Origin of the sequence: Sphingopyxis sp. J-6 (assembly GCF_046603995.1) — a bacterium.
In the GTDB taxonomy this organism is placed as follows: domain Bacteria; phylum Pseudomonadota; class Alphaproteobacteria; order Sphingomonadales; family Sphingomonadaceae; genus Sphingopyxis.
Genome location: NZ_CP145810.1, coordinates 4,285,198 through 4,301,195 on the forward strand (window position 1 = coordinate 4,285,198; position 15,998 = coordinate 4,301,195).

The following is a 15,998-nucleotide window of genomic DNA, read 5'->3' on the forward strand; positions in this document are numbered from 1 at the left end:
CGGGATCCATAGCTGCGCCGTCGTCATGGATCCCGGATCAAATCCGGGATGACGAATGAAAAAGGCCCGACTTTGGCCGCGCCCCACCTTTCAACTCAGCAACGGCTCCAGCGCCTCCCATTCGCGCTCGACGGCGCGGCGGCCGGCGTCGATCGCGGCGCGGATTTTCGCCGGATCGAATTCGAGCGTTTCGGAAAATTCCGCCTCGGGCTCGATGATCCGGATCGGGGCAAAGCGGTAGCGCGATATCTGGACGTCGAGCGGGCGGAGGATGCGCGCCGCCTGCGCGCCGCCGATGCCTTCGGACTGGAGCGCGCGAAGCTGCGCCTCGCGCGCCGCGATCAGATCGTTGATCAGCGCCGCGCCGGCGAGGTCGTTCGCCGATACCTCCGATTGCAGGATGTCGACCGCGCGCAGGCCGATCTTGATCAGATTCTTGTAGGTGCGAACGAGCCCCGGCTGCGGCGCGGGCGAGGCGCGGACCGCGATGACGCCGCGCGGGTTCATCTCGAGCGCGGCGCTGAGCGGCGTCACGTCGCGTACCCCGCCGTCGACCCATTGTTCCTCGGTGCCGTCGCTGGCGCGCGTCTTCAGCGGATCGAAGAAGAGCGGCATCGCGCAGCTCGCATAGACCCAGTTGTGGATGCCGGGCACGCTTTCGTCGATGCTGCGATAGGTGCCGGTCCCGAGGTTGACGACGCCGAGCAGCAGCTTGCGACCGGCGGCGCGCAATTTTTCCTCGTCGGCAAAATCCTTGAGCAGGCGTTTCAGCGGCGCGGCGTCGTAGATCGCATTCTCGCCGAGGATGCCGCCGACGACACCGAGCGGGCGCTCCTTGTAGATCGAGGCATTGCCGCGAAGCCCGAGCCAGGTGTCGAGCAGGCGCGGCACATCGTCCTGTGCGACCCCCAGCGCCTGAATCGCGCCGGTCGAGACGCCGGCGACGATGTCGATACGAACGCCGCGGTTGACGACGAGTTCGTGGACGACGCCGACCTGGAACGCGCCCTTGGCGCCGCCGCCGCTGAGCACGATTGCGAGACCGCCTGCCATGTCCGCTCTCCTTCGATGACGGATGCAGTCTACAGGATTTCGGGTGGAGAGTCTGTTCCGGCGAACGACGTCGGATTCAGGCGAAGGCCCCCACGCTTTCGATGAACTTGATCACCGAAATCGGCTTCGAGACATAGGCCTCGGCGCCCGCGGCGCGGATCTGGTCCTCGTCGCCCTTGCCGGCATAGGCGGTGACCGCCATGATCGGGACGGCACGCAGCGTCAGATCGGCCTTCATCTGGCCGATCAGTTCGAGCCCGCTGACATGCGGCAACTGGATATCCATGACGATGAGGTCGGGCGAAATCTCGCGCGCCTTCGCCAGCGCGTCGCGGCCGTCGCGCACGGGGTGGGCGCTGTAGCCATGGGCGTTCAGAAGATCGCAGAAGAGGCGGAGGTTGAGCTCATTATCTTCGACGACCAGGATGGTCTTGCCCATGATTATTCGCTTCCCCACCTTGCGTCCGCGGACCGTTTAGGCGAATCGGGCCGCGGAAACAATCGCCTCGCCGAGTCAAGGATATAGGGTCAGAACCCTCCCATAGCGCGATCGAGGTTTGAAGCGATTTTGTTCAGGGCAAGGAAGCGAGGCGCCGGAATATGTCGATATTACAAGGCTCGCTGACGCAGCCATGGACAAAATCGGTCAAATCCCGAAGGGACGTCGAAATGGCTTCGATCTCGTCTCCGCGCGGCCTTGCAGATGGAACCGCCATCGGCGGCGGCCGCGCGAAGCCGATATCTTCGCCATTTCGACGCCTCGAACGCGCTATGGGAGGGTTCTGACCCTTGGTGCGCGAAGCCGATGAAGCACTGGCGCTGCAGGTGCTGGGCTGGATCTTGACCGACGAACCGCGCGCCGAACGGCTGCTCGGCATGACGGGGCTTACCCCTGCGGTGCTCCGCGAATCGCTCGGGCAACGGGCGACGCTGGCGGCGATCCTCGGCTTTCTGACGGCGCACGAGCGCGACCTTGTCGCCTGCGCCGGCGCGCTCGATACCGAACCCGAAGCGCTGGCCGCCGCCGCGCGCCGCCTGGAAGGCGATGAAAGGACAATGGCATGACCCGCCCGCTGGTGATCACCGACTGCGACGAGGTGTTGATGCACATGGTCGTGCCCTTCGCCGAATGGGTCGACGCCGAACATGGCGTGCTGTTCCGGATGGAGGATGCGAGTTTCGCCGGAGCGCTGAAGCGCAAGGAGTGCGGCACGCCGCTGGAGGCGGCCGAGGTGTGGCCGCTGCTCGACGGGTTTTTCCGCGCCGAGATGGGCCGCCAGCACCCGATCCCCGGTGCCCTCGCCGCGATGGCCGCGATCGCCGAGCAGGCCGATATCGTCGTGCTGACCAACGTCGGCCCCGAGCATCAGCAGGGACGGGTCGACCAGCTCGCAGCGCACGGCTTTCATGCGCCGGTGATCGGCAGCCGCGGCGGCAAGGGCGAGCCCGTGCGCCGGTTGATCGAAGAATATCGCCCGTCGGTTGCGGTGTTCATCGACGACCTTGCCGGACATCATCATTCGGTCGCGATCGAGGCGCCCGGCGTGTGGCGGCTGCATCTGGTCGGCGAACCCGCGATTGCCGGCAAGATCGCGCCGGCGAAACATGCGCATGCGCGAATCGACGATTGGAACGCGGCGCGTGACTGGATATTGGCGCGCCTTGCCGAAAACATCCCCGCCCCGGCCCCCGAACCGGTTTAAGAAGGACAGACCCATGGATATCGCCGCCAAGCTCGCCGAACTCGGCCTCGAACTTCCCAAGCCCGCGGCGCCGGTCGCCGCCTATGTGCCCGCCGTCGAGCTGGGCGGGTTGCTCCACATCAGCGGGCAATTGCCGTTCCGCGACGGACAGGTCGTCACCGGCCGGCTCGGGACCGACATGGACGAGGCGACGGGTTATGACGCCGCGCGCCGCTGCGCGCTGATGCTCGTCGCGCAGATCGGCCGCGCGGTCGATGGCGACTGGTCGCGGGTCGAAAAAATCGTGAAGCTGGGCGTCTATGTGAACAGCGACCCCGCCTTCACCGCGCAGCCGAAGGTCGCGAACGGTGCGTCGGAACTGATGGAATCGCTGTTCGGCGAAGCCGGCCGCCATGCGCGCAGCGCGGTCGGCGTCGCGGTGCTTCCGCTCGGCGCCGCGGTCGAGGTCGACGCGATCGTCGCGGTGAAGTCCGCTTAAGGACGCCGGTGGCCGAAGCCGACCCGCCCGCCCGGACGATCTCGCTCGGCAGCGGCGTCGCCGCGCTCGACGCGGCGGCGTGGGACGCGCTGGCGGGTGACGGCAACCCCTTCGTCGGGCATGATTTCCTGTCGCTGCTCGAAGAATCGGGCAGTGTAGGGCCGGGCACCGGCTGGCAGGCGGCGCCGCTGCTCGTCGAGGACGAGGCGGGGGCGCTGGTCGCCGCAGCGCCCGCCTATCTCAAGTCGCACAGCCAGGGCGAATATGTCTTCGATCAGGGCTGGGCCGACGCCTGGGCGCGCGCCGGCGGCGATTATTATCCGAAGCTGCAGATCGCGGCGCCGTTCACGCCGGTGCCGGGGCCGCGGCTGCTGGCGCGCGACGATAGCGATGCGACGCTGTTGATCCGCGCTGCCGAGGCGGTGGTGCGGCAGAACGGCCTGTCGTCGGCGCACGCCACTTTCGTGGCGCCCGAGCAGATGCCGCTGTTCGAGGCGGCGGGCTGGCTGGTCCGCCGCGACATCCAGTTTCATTTCGCCAACGCGGGCTATGCGAGCTTCGACGATTTTCTCGCGACGCTGACCTCGGCGAAGCGCAAGCAGCTCCGCAAGGAACGCGCCCGCGCCATCGAGGGCCTGCGGATCGAGGAACTGAGCGGCGACGCGCTCCGCCCCGAACATTGGGACGCGATGTGGCAATTTTATCAGGACACCGGCGCGCGCAAATGGGGGCATCCCTACCTCACGCGCGAAGCGTTCGACCTGATGGGCGCGCGCATGGCCGACCGGATCGTCCTCGTCCTCGCCTATGACGATGCCAGATCCGTGGCAGGGGCGATGCATTTCATCGGCGCCGATACGCTGTACGGCCGCTACTGGGGGTGCCTTGTCGACATCCCCTATCTGCATTTCGAGCTATGCTATTACCGCGCGATCGACATGGCGATCGCGCGCGGCCTCAGCCGGGTCGAGGCGGGGGCGCAGGGCGGGCACAAGCTGGCACGCGGTTACGGGCCGGTCGCGACCTGGTCGGCGCATTTTATCGCCGACCCGGGATTTCGCCGCGCGGTCGCGGATTTCCTCGAACAGGAACGCCGCGCCGAAGAAACGGAGATGGAATGGCTCGAAGGGCATATGCCCTTCAGGCGGACGGATTAGGCCGCGAAGCGGCGGGCGGCGGGACGGCGGGCCGTCTCGTCGAGCCAGGCGCGCGCCTGGCGCTGCGCTTCGGCGATTTCGTCGCGGCTCATTTCGTCGGACAGGTCGGCGCGGCATTGCTGGCCTTCCTTATTGCCGCCGAGCGCCGCGAGATTGAACCATTTATGCGCCTGGATGAGGTCGACATCGACCCCGCCGGTGCCAGTCGAGAAAGCGATTCCGAGATCGAAATAGGCATTGGCGTCGCCGCGCGCCGCGTCGAGCAACCGGCTTTCGATCAGATACTGGGCAGACTTCAGACTGTTTGCCATGATAACCCCCTTTGCCTCCACCCCACATGGAGACCTCGGGGTCCAACCTTGCGGCTTATGGTCAACAAAGCGTTAACGATGGCGCGACTTTTTCGGGGATAAAGTCCGGAAGTGGCAGAAAAGCGAGGATTTTTCCGTTAACCGCCGACCGGGTAATTGTCGATCAGCCGCGTTTTGCCGATCCGCGCCGCGGCGAGGAGCCGGGCGGGCTCGCGAAATGTCGTGAGCCGTTCGAGGCTGGCGGCGTCGGCGAGTGCGACATAATCGACGCTGTCGAAGCCGCCCGCGACGATTGCGGTCTCGGCCGCGGCGAGGCTCGCGGCAACATCGGCGCCGCCGGCGATCGCCTTGGCTGCGGCCTTCAGCGCGTCGGGAAACACGGTCGCCGCCGCGCGCTGTTCTTTCGACAGATAGGCGTTGCGCGACGACAGCGCGAGCCCGTCGGGATCGCGCGCGATCGGCGCGCCCAATATGTCGAGCGCGAAATCGAGGTCGCGCGCCATGCGGCGGATGATCGCGAGCTGCTGCCAATCCTTTTCGCCGAAGATCGCGACGTCGGGCCGCACCTGATTGAACAATTTGGCGACGACGGTCGCGACGCCGTCGAAATGGCCGGGGCGCGCGGCGCCGCAATAATCGGCACCGAGTTCGGCGACCTCGATATGCGTGCTGTGCCCGGCAGGGTACATGGTGCCGACGTCGGGGGCCCAGAGGAGGCCGACCCCCTCCTCGACCAGCAGCGCGGCATCGCGCGCCTCGTCGCGCGGGTAGGCGGCATAATCCTCGTTCGGCCCGAACTGCGTCGGATTGACGAAGATCGACACGACGACATGGTCGGCGACGCGACGCGCCATGCGGACCAGTGACAGATGCCCCGCATGCAGCGCGCCCATCGTCGGCACCAGCGCGACGCTCTTTCTGCCCTGCTTCAGTGCCGTAACGGCACGATGAAGCGTGGCGATATCACGGATGATTTGCACCCTTGCCCGCCCTCCGATATTGGCGGCGCTGAACACGCCACCCCGTGCGGCTCCCATGCGCCGCCAACAGGAAAATCGCAACGCCCATGACGACCCAAGCGTCGCCCCCCGCCCCGCATCGCATCATCTTTGCCAATGAAAAGGGCGGCACCGGCAAGTCGACCTGCGCCGTGCATTTCGCGGTCGCGCTGGCGAGTCAGGGCTGGCGGGTTGCCGGGCTCGACCTCGATCCGCGCCAGCGCACCTTTCACCGCTATCTGGAGAATCGCGAACAGACCGCGAAGCGCCGCGGCATCGACCTGCCGACCCCTCGCTTCGAGGTGTTCGAGGGCACGACGCTCGACGAACTCGACGCGCAGGTCGCACGGCTTTCGGAAGGCGCCGATTATGTCATCGCCGACACGCCCGGCCGCGACGACGTCTTTGCGCGCCATCTCGCGACCAGCGCCGATACGCTGGTGACGCCGATCAACGACAGCTTCATCGATTTCGACCTGATCGGTCAGGTCGATCCCGAAAGTTTTCAGGTCGTGCGTCCCAGCTTCTATTCCGAGCTGATCTGGGACACGCGCAAGGCGCGCGCGAAGACCGACGGGCGGACGATCGACTGGATCATCCTGCGCAACCGCCTCCAGCATGTCGACGCGCACAATATGCGCCGCGTCGGCGAGGCGCTGACCCAATTGTCGCGCCGCGTCGGCTTCCGCGTCATCCCGGGGCTCGGCGAGCGCGTCATCTATCGCGAGCTGTTCCCCGCCGGGCTGACGCTGCTCGACAAGGCGCATCTCGGCGGCATGGGGATCGGCCATGTCGTCGCGCGGCAGGAGCTGCGCGAGGCGATGGGCGGCTTGAACCTTCCGGCGCGCGAGCGCCTGCATCCCGACGGCGACCTGTTCGCCGCCGCCTGATTTTTAGGAGCATCGTCGCATGGCCCATATCTTCCACCCGACGATGCTCCGCGAATATGACATCCGCGGCGTCGTCGGCGACACGCTGTCCGACAACGACGCCTATGCGATCGGGCGCAGCTTCGCGACGCTGGTCGCGCGCGCGGGCGGCACGCGGGTCGCAGTCGGATACGACGGGCGGCTGTCGTCGCCGATGCTCGCCGATGCGCTGATCGACGGGATAAACGCCGCGGGGATCGACGCGCTGAACGTCGGGCTCGGGCCGACGCCGATGCTCTATTATGCGGCGTCAACCGAAGAGGTGGATGGCGGTATACAGATAACCGGCAGCCATAATCCCCCCGACTATAACGGCTTCAAGATGGTGTTTCAGGGGCGTCCGTTCTTCGGCGCCGACATCCAGAAAATCGGTACGATGGCCGCCGCCGGCGACTGGGAGTCCGGCGAGGGCACGTCGCAAGGCATCGACATCATCGACGCCTATGTCGACCGGCTGGTCGAGGGGCTCGCCGGCGGCGCCTTCCGCATCGGCTGGGACGCCGGCAACGGCGCCGCGGGTACCGTCATCGAAAAGCTCACCGCGCGCCTGCCGGGCGAGCATCATCTTCTGTTTACCGACATCGACGGCCATTTTCCGAACCACCATCCCGATCCCACCGAGGAGAAGAATCTGGCCGACCTGCGCAAGCTGGTCGCCGAGAAGAGCCTCGATTTCGGCGTCGCTTTCGATGGAGACGGCGATCGCATCGGCGCGATCGACGGCGAGGGCCGCGTGATCTGGGGCGACCAGCTCCTGCAAATCTATGCCGCGGCGGTGCTGCGCGAGATACCCGGCGCGACGGTGATCGCCGATGTGAAAGCCAGTCAGGCGCTGTTCGACCGCATCGCCAGCTTGGGCGGCACGCCGCTGATGTGGAAGACCGGGCACAGCCTGATCAAGGCGAAGATGAAGGAAACCGGCAGCCCGCTGGCGGGCGAGATGAGCGGGCATATCTTCTTCGCCGACCGCTATTACGGCTATGACGATGCACCTTATGCAGCGGTGCGGCTGATCGAGGCGGCGACCAAGCTCGGGAAGAGCGTCACCGAATTGCGCGGCGAAATGGCGCCGATGGTCAACACGCCCGAGCTACGCTTTCAGGTCGACGAGGCGCGCAAATTCGCCATTGTGGACGAAGTTCTCGCCCGGCTTGTGGCCGCGGGAGCCAAGGTCGACCGCACCGACGGCGCGCGCGTGCTGACCGACGACGGCTGGTGGCTGCTCCGCGCGTCGAACACGCAGGACGTGCTCGTCGCGCGTGCCGAGGCAAAGGACGATGCGGCGCTGGCGCGACTGCTCGCGGCGATCGACGACCAGCTTGCGCAGTCGGGGATCGCGCGCGGGCCGCAAGCCGGGCACTGAATCCTTCGTGCCCGCGGGACGGGCAATTCGTCCCTGCAAAAATCTTGCCAGATTGACCTTGGCGGCGTCGCTGGGGTAACGCCCGCTCGAGGGTAGCCATGGAAACCACCAGCCTATGACCGACGAATCCGCTGCGACGACGCTCTCCGAAGGCGATCATGGCGTTGCCGAGCACACCGCGCACGTCCGCGAGGATGCTGCGGCGGGCAACGGGCTCGCGGTCATCTCGATCGCCAAAAGCTACGACAAGCGCGTCGTTCTGTCCGACGTATCGCTGTCGGTCGGCAAGGGCGAGGTCGTCGGCCTGCTCGGCCCGAACGGCGCGGGCAAGACGACCTGCTTCTATTCGATCATGGGGCTGGTGAAGCCCGATGCCGGGCGCATCATGCTCGACGGCGCCGACATCACCGCGCTGCCGATGTACCGCCGCGCGATCCTCGGGCTCGGTTATCTGCCGCAGGAAACCTCGATCTTTCGCGGCATGACGGTCGAACAGAATATCGCCGCGGTGCTCGAACTCAGCGAGCCCGACAAGGTGTCGCGCGAGCGGCGGCTCGAGGAACTGCTCGACGAATTCGGGCTGACGCGGCTGCGCGATTCGGCGGCGATGGCGCTGTCGGGCGGCGAACGGCGCCGCGCCGAAATCGCCCGCGCGCTGGCCGCCAATCCGTCGATCATGCTGCTCGACGAACCCTTCGCGGGCATCGACCCCCTGTCGATCAGCGACATCCGCGACCTCGTCGCCGATCTGAAGACGCGCGGCATCGGGGTGCTGATCACCGACCATAATGTCCGCGAGACGCTCGACCTCGTCGACCGCGCCTGCATCATTTACGACGGCAAGGTGCTGCTTGCCGGCTCGCCCGAAGAGCTCGTCGCCGACCCCGAGGTCCGCCGCCTCTACCTCGGCGAGGGCTTCTCGCTGTGACATTCCGGGTTCATTCCCGTGCAGATTAAGCTCGTTTCCCTTTCCGCTCGCATCGAGCGAAGTCGAGATGCCCCTCGGCATTGCGCTATCCTGATGGGTGTCTCGACTTCGCTCGACACGAACGGAAACGAGGGGCGCTAATTCCGGATGGCGTTGGGTCCGCGCCTCGATCTCCGCCAGTCGCAGTCGCTGGTGATGACGCCGCAGCTCCAGCAAGCGATCAAGCTGCTGGCGCTGTCGAACCTCGAACTCGAAGCCTATCTGGCCGAGGCGCTCGAAGGCAATCCGCTGCTCGACACGGCATCGGCCGATAGCGACGGGAGCGCGGGCGACCCGGATACCGGCCCCGGCGAGGATGCGCCTGCAACCGAAGCTGCGGCGCTCGACGCCGATCAGGCGCTCGCGTCGGACAGCGGCACGAGCGACGACCTCGACGTCGATTTCGCCGAGGAACGCTTTCACCACGACAGCGCGAGCGACAGCGTCGGCCTGTCGGGGTCGGGTGAGGATATCGATTTCGACAGCTTCGCTGGCGAGGACGCGACGCTGCACGGCCACCTGCTCGCGCAGGTCGGCGAACGCTTCGGCGGGATCGAGGCGATGATCGCCGAACAGATCGTCGCGCTGATCGACGAAGCGGGATATCTGCGCGCCGACCTTGGCGAGCTTGCCCAGCGGCTCGGCGTGCCGCTCGCGCTCGTCGAGGCGGTGCTGGCGGGCGTACAGGGCTTCGACCCGTCGGGGGTCGGCGGGCGCGACCCCGCCGAATGCATCGCGATCCAGGCGCGCGAGGCCGACCGTTACGACCCCGCGATGGCGACGATGATCGCGCATCTCGACCTCGTCGCCAAGGGCGCCTTTCCCCAGTTAAAACGCATTTGCGGCGTCGATGACGAGGATCTCGCCGACATGATCCGCGAACTGCGAAGCTATGACCCGAAGCCCGGGCTGCGCTTTGGCGGCGACGCTGCGACTGCGGTGGTGCCCGACCTCTATATCCGCCAGACGGCGAAGGGCTGGGCGGTCGAGGTCAACAGCGGCACCTTGCCGCGCCTGCTCGTCAACCGCCGCTATTACAGCGAATTGGCCGAGGGTGCGGCGGCGAAGAGCAAGGCGTGGCTGTCCGAACAGCTTGCCGGCGCCAACTGGCTGGTGCGCGCGCTCGACCAGCGCCAGCGGACGATCGTCAAGGTCGCGAGCGAGATCGTCAAGCAGCAGGAGGGCTTTTTCCTCCACGGCGTCGCGCATATGCGGCCGCTGACGCTACGCCAGGTGGCCGAGGAAATCGGCATGCACGAATCGACCGTCAGCCGCGTCACGAGCAACAAATATCTGTCGTGCGCGCGCGGGCTGTTCGAGCTCAAATATTTCTTCTCGTCGGGGATTTCGGCGACCGAGGGCGACGGCGCGGTGTCTGCCGAGGCGGTGAAGAGCCGGATCAAGGCGATGATCGAGGCCGAGGATGCACGCGCGATCCTCTCCGACGAGACGATCGCGCAGAAGCTGTCGGCCGAAGGCCACGACATTGCGCGGCGCACCGTGGTCAAATATCGCGAAGCGATGGGCTATGGCTCGTCGGTGCAACGGCGGCGGCAAAAGGCGCTGGCGGGGTAGTTCATCCCCCCAATCCCGCTCGTGTCGAGCGAAGTCGAGACACCCATCGGGATGGCGCCATACTGAGGGGCATCTCGACTTCGCTCGATGCGAACGGAAAGTGAGGAATTTGGCGCGGTAGCCGGTTGACTTTTTCCGCCCTTCCCCATAGTTGCGCCGCTTCGCGTCAACACGCCAAGATTTACGGACAGAGATCATGAAGATTCGCAACAGCCTGAAGTCGCTGAAGGACCGCCACCGGGATAACCGCGTTATCCGCCGCCGTGGCCGCACCTATGTGATCAACAAGACCAACCGCCGCTTCAAGGCGCGCCAGGGCTGATGGCCCTGCCGGGGCGTTTCCCGCCCCGCGCGCATCTGCGAGCCAGCGTGACGCCGTCGGATGCTTCCGGCGGCGCTTTCGCGTGTCCGGAGCAGCCATGATTCGCCGATCTGTGATCTTCGACGTCGGCCGCGTCCTCTTCGACTGGGACCTGCGCCATCTGTTCGCGAAGCTGATCGCCGACCAGGGCGAGCTCGAATGGTTCGTGACGCATGTCGTGACGCCCGAATGGCATTTCCAGCACGACGCGGGGCGGCCGCTCGCCGAGATGCTGCCCGAACTCAAGGCCAAATTTCCGGGGCATGCGGCGCTGATCGACGCCTATGCGACGCGCTTCAACGAGACGATTCCCGGGCCGGTGCCCGGCAGCCTCGAATTGGTCGAGCGATTGGACGATGCGGGCGTGCCGCTGTTCGCGATCACCAATTTCGGGCATGAATTCTGGGAAGCCTTCCGCCCGACCCAGCCCATCTTCGACCGCTTCCGCGATATCATCGTGTCGGGCACCGAAAAGCTGCTGAAGCCCGACCCCGCGATCTACCGCCTCGCGATCGAGCGATTCGGCATCGATCCGGCGGGCGCGATATTCATCGACGATGTTGCGCATAATATCGTGGGCGCCGAATCGGTCGGGATTGCCGGGCATCGGTTCATCGATGCGGCGAGACTGGAGGACCAGTTGATCGCGCTTGGATATTTGACCCGATGAGCAAGGCGGATCGTCTGTCGCGCCTCGACGCCCGTCGCATCGAACTGGAAGCCGAATATGAAGACGCGCTCGTCGATGCCTTGCGCAAGGTTGCGGCCGGGTCCTGGGGACTGTTCGGCCATAATCGGGATCGCGCGGCGCGCGCCAAATGGGAGCCTGCCGTAACCGACTTGTGCGACAGGGGCGAAGAAATAGACCGGATGCGCGATCAACTCGGGCTGCAACGCTTCGCCTTGCACGACGAGTTCGAGGCATCTCGCGGATCGGTTCCCTCAAACGCGCCCGGAGAGCCCAAGCAGGCGAGGGCGTGGCTCGATCGACTGGGGAAGGATATTGACCGGCCCGCCCGGAACTGAGCCCGCTACTTCTCCACCCCCAACTGCGTCAGCACGAAGGCGAATTCCTCGGCATCCTCGCGCAGGGCGCCCCAGCGGCCCGATTTGCCGCCGTGGCCCGCGCCCATGTTGGTGCGCAGCAGCAAGGTCGCGTCGTTGGTGCGCGTCGCGCGCAGCTTGGCGACCCATTTGGCGGGCTCCCAATAGGTCACACGCGGGTCGTTTAGCCCCGCCGACACCAGCATCGGCGGATAGGCCTTCGCGGTCACATTGTCGTAGGGGCTGTAGCTCAGCATATAGTCGAACGCCGCCTTGTCGGTGATCGGATTGCCCCATTCGGGCCATTCGCCGGGGGTCAGCGGCAGCGTTTCGTCGACCATGGTATTGATAACATCGACAAAGGGCACGCCCGCCAGCACCGCGCCCCACAGCTCGGGAGCGTCATTATAGATGACGCCCATCACCTGCCCGCCCGCCGAGCGGCCCTCGACCGAAATCTTGCCGGCGCTCGTATATCTTTTTGCGATCAGCCCTTGGGCGACGTCGATGAAATCGTTGAAGCTATTCTTGCGTTCGGTCGTCTTGCCCGCGAGGTACCAGGCGCGGCCGAGGTCGTCGCCGCCGCGGACATGCGCGATGGCATAGATCATCCCGCGATCGACGAGGCTGAGCCGCGTCGTCGAGAAGCCCGGCGGGACGCGGTAGCCGTACGAACCATAGGCATACAAGTGCATCGGCGCGCTGCCGTCGAGCTTCGTCCCCTTCTTGTAGACGAGCGAGGCGGGGATCATCGTCTTGCCGTCGCGGCTCGGCAGGTTAACCCGTTCGGTTACATATTGCGTCGCATCGTAACCGGAAGGGATTTCCTGTACCTTCAGCGTCTCGAGCTTGCCGCTCGCGATGTCATAATCATAGACGGTGTCGGGGGTGACCATCGATTCATAGTCGAGCCGAAGCTTGTCCTGATGATATTCGGGATTGTCGCCGAGCCCCGCCACATAAGTCGCCTCGGGGAATTGGATCCGTCCCGGGGTCAGCGGCGCATCATATTTGCGGACATCGACCTGATCGAGCCCGTCCTCGCGCGATTCGAGAACGAAATAGTCGCGGAACACCGACACGCCGGTGATGTAGCTGTGGTCCGATCCGGCGATCAGCGTTGTCCACTTGCCCGGGTCCTTGACGCTTGCGGTCGCGACGCGGAAATTCGGATGCTCGTCGTTGGTGTAGACATAGAGCGTGCCGTCGCGCTCGTCGACGCTGTACTCGCGGCCCTTCTGGCGCGCCGAGACGAGCTGCATCTTCGCCTCGGGATTGTCTGCGGGGAGGAGGTAGACCTCGCTCGTTTCGTTATCCCCCGTCGCGATGACGATATAATTGTCGGCGGCGGTCTTGCCGATTCCGACGCCGAAGCCGATGTCATCCTCCTTGTAGAGCAATTTGTCGTCGGCGACCGGCGTGCCGAGCCTGTGCAGCCGGACATTGTCGGTGCGCCAGTTCTCGTTCGCGAGGCCATAGAGCAGCGCGTCGCCCTTTGCGGTCCAGACGAGCGACGACAGGGTGCCGGGGATGACGTCGGGCAGATCCTCCCACGTCATCAGATTCTTGAAGCGCACCTCGAACCGCTCGGAACCATTGTCGTCGAAGGCATAGGCCATCAGCTTGCCGTCGGGGCTGATCGACACGTCGGCGAGGCGGAAATATTCCTTGCCGTCGGCCATCGCGACCTCGTCGAGGATCAGCACCGGTTCGCCGCCCGCGACGGGTTTGCGATACCATTTCTTGTACTCGGCACCTTCCTCATATTCGACCCAATACACCCAGTCGCCGTCCTTCTGCGGCACCGAGGAATCGGCCTCCTTGATCCGGCCCTTCATTTCCTGGAACAGCGTTTCGACGAGCGCGGCATGCGGCTTCATCGCGGCGTCGAAATAGGCATTTTCGGCCTTCACATAGTCGAGGACATCCTTGTCATCGACGGTCGGATAGCTTTCGTCGCGCAGCCAGTGGTACGGATCGGACAGGGTCTTGCCGTGCAACGTCATCTCGTGCGGACGCTTTTCCGCGACCGGCGCGGCGGGCAGGGCAGGGGTGGTGCTGGTCAATGCAGTCTCTTTCTCTTCGGCGAAAGCGCCCGGGGCCGCGACAAGCGGGGTGGCAATTGCCGCCATAAACATCCAAATAGCGCGCATCACAAAACTCCCGCGGTGTCGCCCCGATGGGCGGGATTGCCGCGATGTAGGAACAAGGAACAGCTCATGTCCAGCCCTGTCCCCGGCACGATCCACGCCGAGCGCCTCGCCCGCCTGCGCGCCGAACTGGCAGCGCGCGGCCTCGACGGTTTCGTCGTGCCGATCAGCGACGAGCATATGAGCGAATATGTCGGCGAATATGCGCAGCGCATGGCTTGGCTGACCGGCTTCGGCGGCTCGGCGGGGACCGCGGCGGTGCTGCCCGAAAAGGCGGCAGTGTTCGTCGACGGGCGCTACACCGTGCAGGTGCGCGATCAGGTCGACGGGGCGTTGTTCGACTATGTCGGGGTGCCGCAGTCGAGCGTCGCCGCATGGCTCGGCGCCAATGTCAGCGCGGGGCAGAAGGTCGGTTACGACCCATGGCTCCACAGCATCGACTGGGCGCGCGGGCTGGAAAAGGCGCTGGCGGCGAAGGGCGCGACCCTCGTCGCGGTCGACGCGAATCCGCTCGACGCGGCGTGGGACGACCAGCCGGCGCCGAGCGATGCGGTGGTGACGGTTTACGAAACCGCGCTGGCCGGGCAGGCGGCCGCCGACAAGCGCGCCATCATTGCCGACTGGCTGAAGGCGAAGGGGCTCGACACGACGGTGATGACCGCGCTCGATTCGGTCGCCTGGACCTTCAACATCCGCGGGACCGACGTCAGCCACACCCCGGTCGGGCTCGCCTTTGCGCTGCTCCATGCCGATGCGACCGCCGACCTGTTCGTCGCCCCCGAAAAGGTCACCGACGCGGTACGCGCGCACCTCGGCAACAGCGTGCGCGTCCACGATCGCGATACGTTCGAGGCGGCGCTTGCCGATCTCGCCGGCAAGAATGTCGCCGTCGATCCCGACCGCGCCGTCGCGGCGATCTTCACCGCGCTCGAAGCCGCAGGCGCGACGATCGAACGCCATCGCGACCCCGCGGTGCTGCCGAAGGCGATCAAGAACGATGTCGAGCTCGACGGCACCCGCGCAGCGCATGTGCGCGACGGCGTCGCGGTGTCGCGTTTCCTGAAATGGATGGCCGAGGTCGCACCGCAGGGCGGGCTCGACGAGCTCGGCGCCGCGGCGAAGCTGCGCGAATTTCGCGACGCCAGCGGCGCGCTCCGCGACCTGTCGTTCGACACCATCTCGGCGGCGGGCCCCAACGGCGCCCTGCCGCATTACAAGGTCGACGAAACGACGAACCGCGCGGTCGAAACCGGCACGCTCTACCTCGTCGATTCGGGCGGGCAATATGACGACGGCACCACCGACATCACGCGCACCATCGCGATCGGCACGCCGACCGCCGAAATGCGCCGCCGCTTCACGCAGGTGCTGAAGGGCCATATCGCGCTGGCGACGGCGCGTTTCCCCAAGGGGACGCGCGGCAGCCAGCTCGATATCCTCGCGCGGCAATATCTGTGGGCCGACGGGGTCGATTATGCGCATGGCACCGGGCACGGCGTCGGCACCTATCTGGCGGTGCACGAAGGGCCGCAGCGGATCGCCAAGCCCGCCGGCGGGCAGGCGGGCACCGAGGAGGCGCTCCACGCGGGCATGATCCTTTCGAACGAGCCCGGCTATTACAAGGCAGGCAGCTTCGGCATCCGTATCGAAAATCTCGTCATCGTGGTCCCGGCCCGCATCGACGGGGCCGAGGAGGAAATGCTGGCGTTCGAGACGATCACCTTCGCGCCGATCGCGCGCGATCTCGTCGATGGCGCGCTGCTGTCGCCGGCCGAGGCCGACTGGCTCGATGCCTATCACGCCGACGTGCTCGACAAGCTGGGCGCCGGGATGACCGGCGCCGACCACGAATGGCTCGCCGCCGCGTGCGCGCCGATCGATCGCGCCCCGACCGCGCTTGCGGCTTGAG

General features: G+C 66.0%; 17 protein-coding genes. 12 read left to right on the top strand and 5 right to left on the bottom strand.

Annotation, left to right across the window (positions count from 1 at the left end):
* Window positions 1-90: 90 nt before the first annotated feature.
* Complete coding sequence (locus tag V6U71_RS20370; RefSeq protein ID WP_411340114.1) at window positions 91-1,053, bottom strand: patatin-like phospholipase family protein; 963 nt, start codon at window positions 1,051-1,053, stop codon at window positions 91-93.
* Between the two features lie 76 nt (window positions 1,054-1,129).
* Complete coding sequence (locus V6U71_RS20375; RefSeq protein ID WP_411340115.1) at window positions 1,130-1,492, bottom strand: response regulator; 363 nt, start codon at window positions 1,490-1,492, stop codon at window positions 1,130-1,132.
* 353 nt (window positions 1,493-1,845) lie between these two features.
* Between V6U71_RS20375 and V6U71_RS20380 the strand changes: the two genes are divergently transcribed.
* Genes V6U71_RS20380 through V6U71_RS20395 form a run of 4 tightly spaced genes read left to right on the top strand, consistent with a single transcriptional unit; the run spans window position 1,846 to window position 4,391 of the window.
* On the top strand, window positions 1,846-2,118 hold the full coding sequence (locus tag V6U71_RS20380; RefSeq protein ID WP_411340116.1) for a DUF3572 family protein: 273 nt from the start codon (window positions 1,846-1,848) through the stop codon (window positions 2,116-2,118).
* Window positions 2,115-2,756: an HAD family hydrolase gene (locus tag V6U71_RS20385; RefSeq protein ID WP_411340117.1), complete on the top strand. Its 642-nt coding sequence runs from the start codon at window positions 2,115-2,117 to the stop codon at window positions 2,754-2,756. The genes V6U71_RS20380 and V6U71_RS20385 overlap by 4 nt, the downstream gene beginning before the upstream one ends.
* 13 nt (window positions 2,757-2,769) lie before the next feature.
* Entirely contained in the window at window positions 2,770-3,234 is a 465-nt protein-coding gene (locus tag V6U71_RS20390; RefSeq protein WP_054589724.1) for a RidA family protein, read from the top strand.
* Between the two features lie 8 nt (window positions 3,235-3,242).
* A complete protein-coding gene (locus tag V6U71_RS20395; RefSeq protein ID WP_411340118.1) occupies window positions 3,243-4,391 on the top strand; it encodes a GNAT family N-acetyltransferase in 1,149 nt (382 codons plus the stop codon).
* Here the strand turns inward: V6U71_RS20395 and V6U71_RS20400 are convergent.
* Both V6U71_RS20400 and panC read right to left on the bottom strand, forming a co-directional pair.
* Window positions 4,388-4,702, bottom strand: a complete 315-nt coding sequence (locus V6U71_RS20400; RefSeq protein ID WP_054589726.1) for a sel1 repeat family protein — start codon at window positions 4,700-4,702, stop codon at window positions 4,388-4,390. The two genes, V6U71_RS20395 and V6U71_RS20400, sit on opposite strands and share 4 nt — an antisense overlap.
* A gap of 137 nt (window positions 4,703-4,839) precedes the next feature.
* On the bottom strand, window positions 4,840-5,682 hold the full coding sequence (gene panC / locus V6U71_RS20405) for a pantoate--beta-alanine ligase (RefSeq protein ID WP_411340119.1): 843 nt from the start codon (window positions 5,680-5,682) through the stop codon (window positions 4,840-4,842).
* An 86-nt stretch (window positions 5,683-5,768) separates the two neighbouring features.
* On the opposite strand from panC, the gene V6U71_RS20410 reads away from it, so the two are divergent.
* The 7 genes from V6U71_RS20410 (at window position 5,769) to V6U71_RS20440 (ending at window position 11,921) form a co-directional block, all read left to right on the top strand.
* Window positions 5,769-6,590 carry a division plane positioning ATPase MipZ gene (locus V6U71_RS20410; protein ID WP_411340120.1) on the top strand — a complete coding sequence of 274 codons (822 nt, stop codon included), beginning with the start codon at window positions 5,769-5,771 and terminating at the stop codon, window positions 6,588-6,590.
* A 19-nt stretch (window positions 6,591-6,609) separates the two neighbouring features.
* Window positions 6,610-7,992 carry a phosphoglucomutase/phosphomannomutase PgmG gene (gene pgmG / locus V6U71_RS20415; RefSeq protein WP_411340121.1) on the top strand — a complete coding sequence of 461 codons (1,383 nt, stop codon included), beginning with the start codon at window positions 6,610-6,612 and terminating at the stop codon, window positions 7,990-7,992.
* Between the two features lie 115 nt (window positions 7,993-8,107).
* Complete coding sequence (gene lptB / locus V6U71_RS20420; protein ID WP_411340122.1) at window positions 8,108-8,920, top strand: LPS export ABC transporter ATP-binding protein; 813 nt, start codon at window positions 8,108-8,110, stop codon at window positions 8,918-8,920.
* 147 nt (window positions 8,921-9,067) lie between these two features.
* Window positions 9,068-10,534, top strand: coding sequence for an RNA polymerase factor sigma-54 (gene rpoN / locus V6U71_RS20425; RefSeq protein WP_411340123.1), 1,467 nt, complete (start codon window positions 9,068-9,070; stop codon window positions 10,532-10,534).
* 196 nt (window positions 10,535-10,730) lie between these two features.
* Window positions 10,731-10,856, top strand: a complete 126-nt coding sequence (gene ykgO / locus V6U71_RS20430; RefSeq protein ID WP_003046794.1) for a type B 50S ribosomal protein L36 — start codon at window positions 10,731-10,733, stop codon at window positions 10,854-10,856.
* Window positions 10,857-10,953: 97 nt separating this feature from the next.
* Window positions 10,954-11,565 (top strand): HAD family hydrolase, encoded by a 612-nt coding sequence (locus tag V6U71_RS20435; protein ID WP_411340124.1) that lies wholly within the window; start codon window positions 10,954-10,956, stop codon window positions 11,563-11,565.
* Window positions 11,562-11,921, top strand: a complete 360-nt coding sequence (locus V6U71_RS20440; protein ID WP_411340125.1) for a hypothetical protein — start codon at window positions 11,562-11,564, stop codon at window positions 11,919-11,921. The genes V6U71_RS20435 and V6U71_RS20440 overlap by 4 nt, the downstream gene beginning before the upstream one ends.
* Before the next feature lie 5 nt (window positions 11,922-11,926).
* Here V6U71_RS20440 and V6U71_RS20445 read toward each other — a convergent pair whose 3' ends face one another.
* Window positions 11,927-14,077 carry a S9 family peptidase gene (locus tag V6U71_RS20445; RefSeq protein WP_411342382.1) on the bottom strand — a complete coding sequence of 717 codons (2,151 nt, stop codon included), beginning with the start codon at window positions 14,075-14,077 and terminating at the stop codon, window positions 11,927-11,929.
* Window positions 14,078-14,158: 81 nt separating this feature from the next.
* Between V6U71_RS20445 and V6U71_RS20450 the strand changes: the two genes are divergently transcribed.
* A complete protein-coding gene (locus tag V6U71_RS20450; protein ID WP_411340126.1) occupies window positions 14,159-15,997 on the top strand; it encodes an aminopeptidase P family protein in 1,839 nt (612 codons plus the stop codon).
* Window position 15,998: the final 1 nt, after the last annotated feature.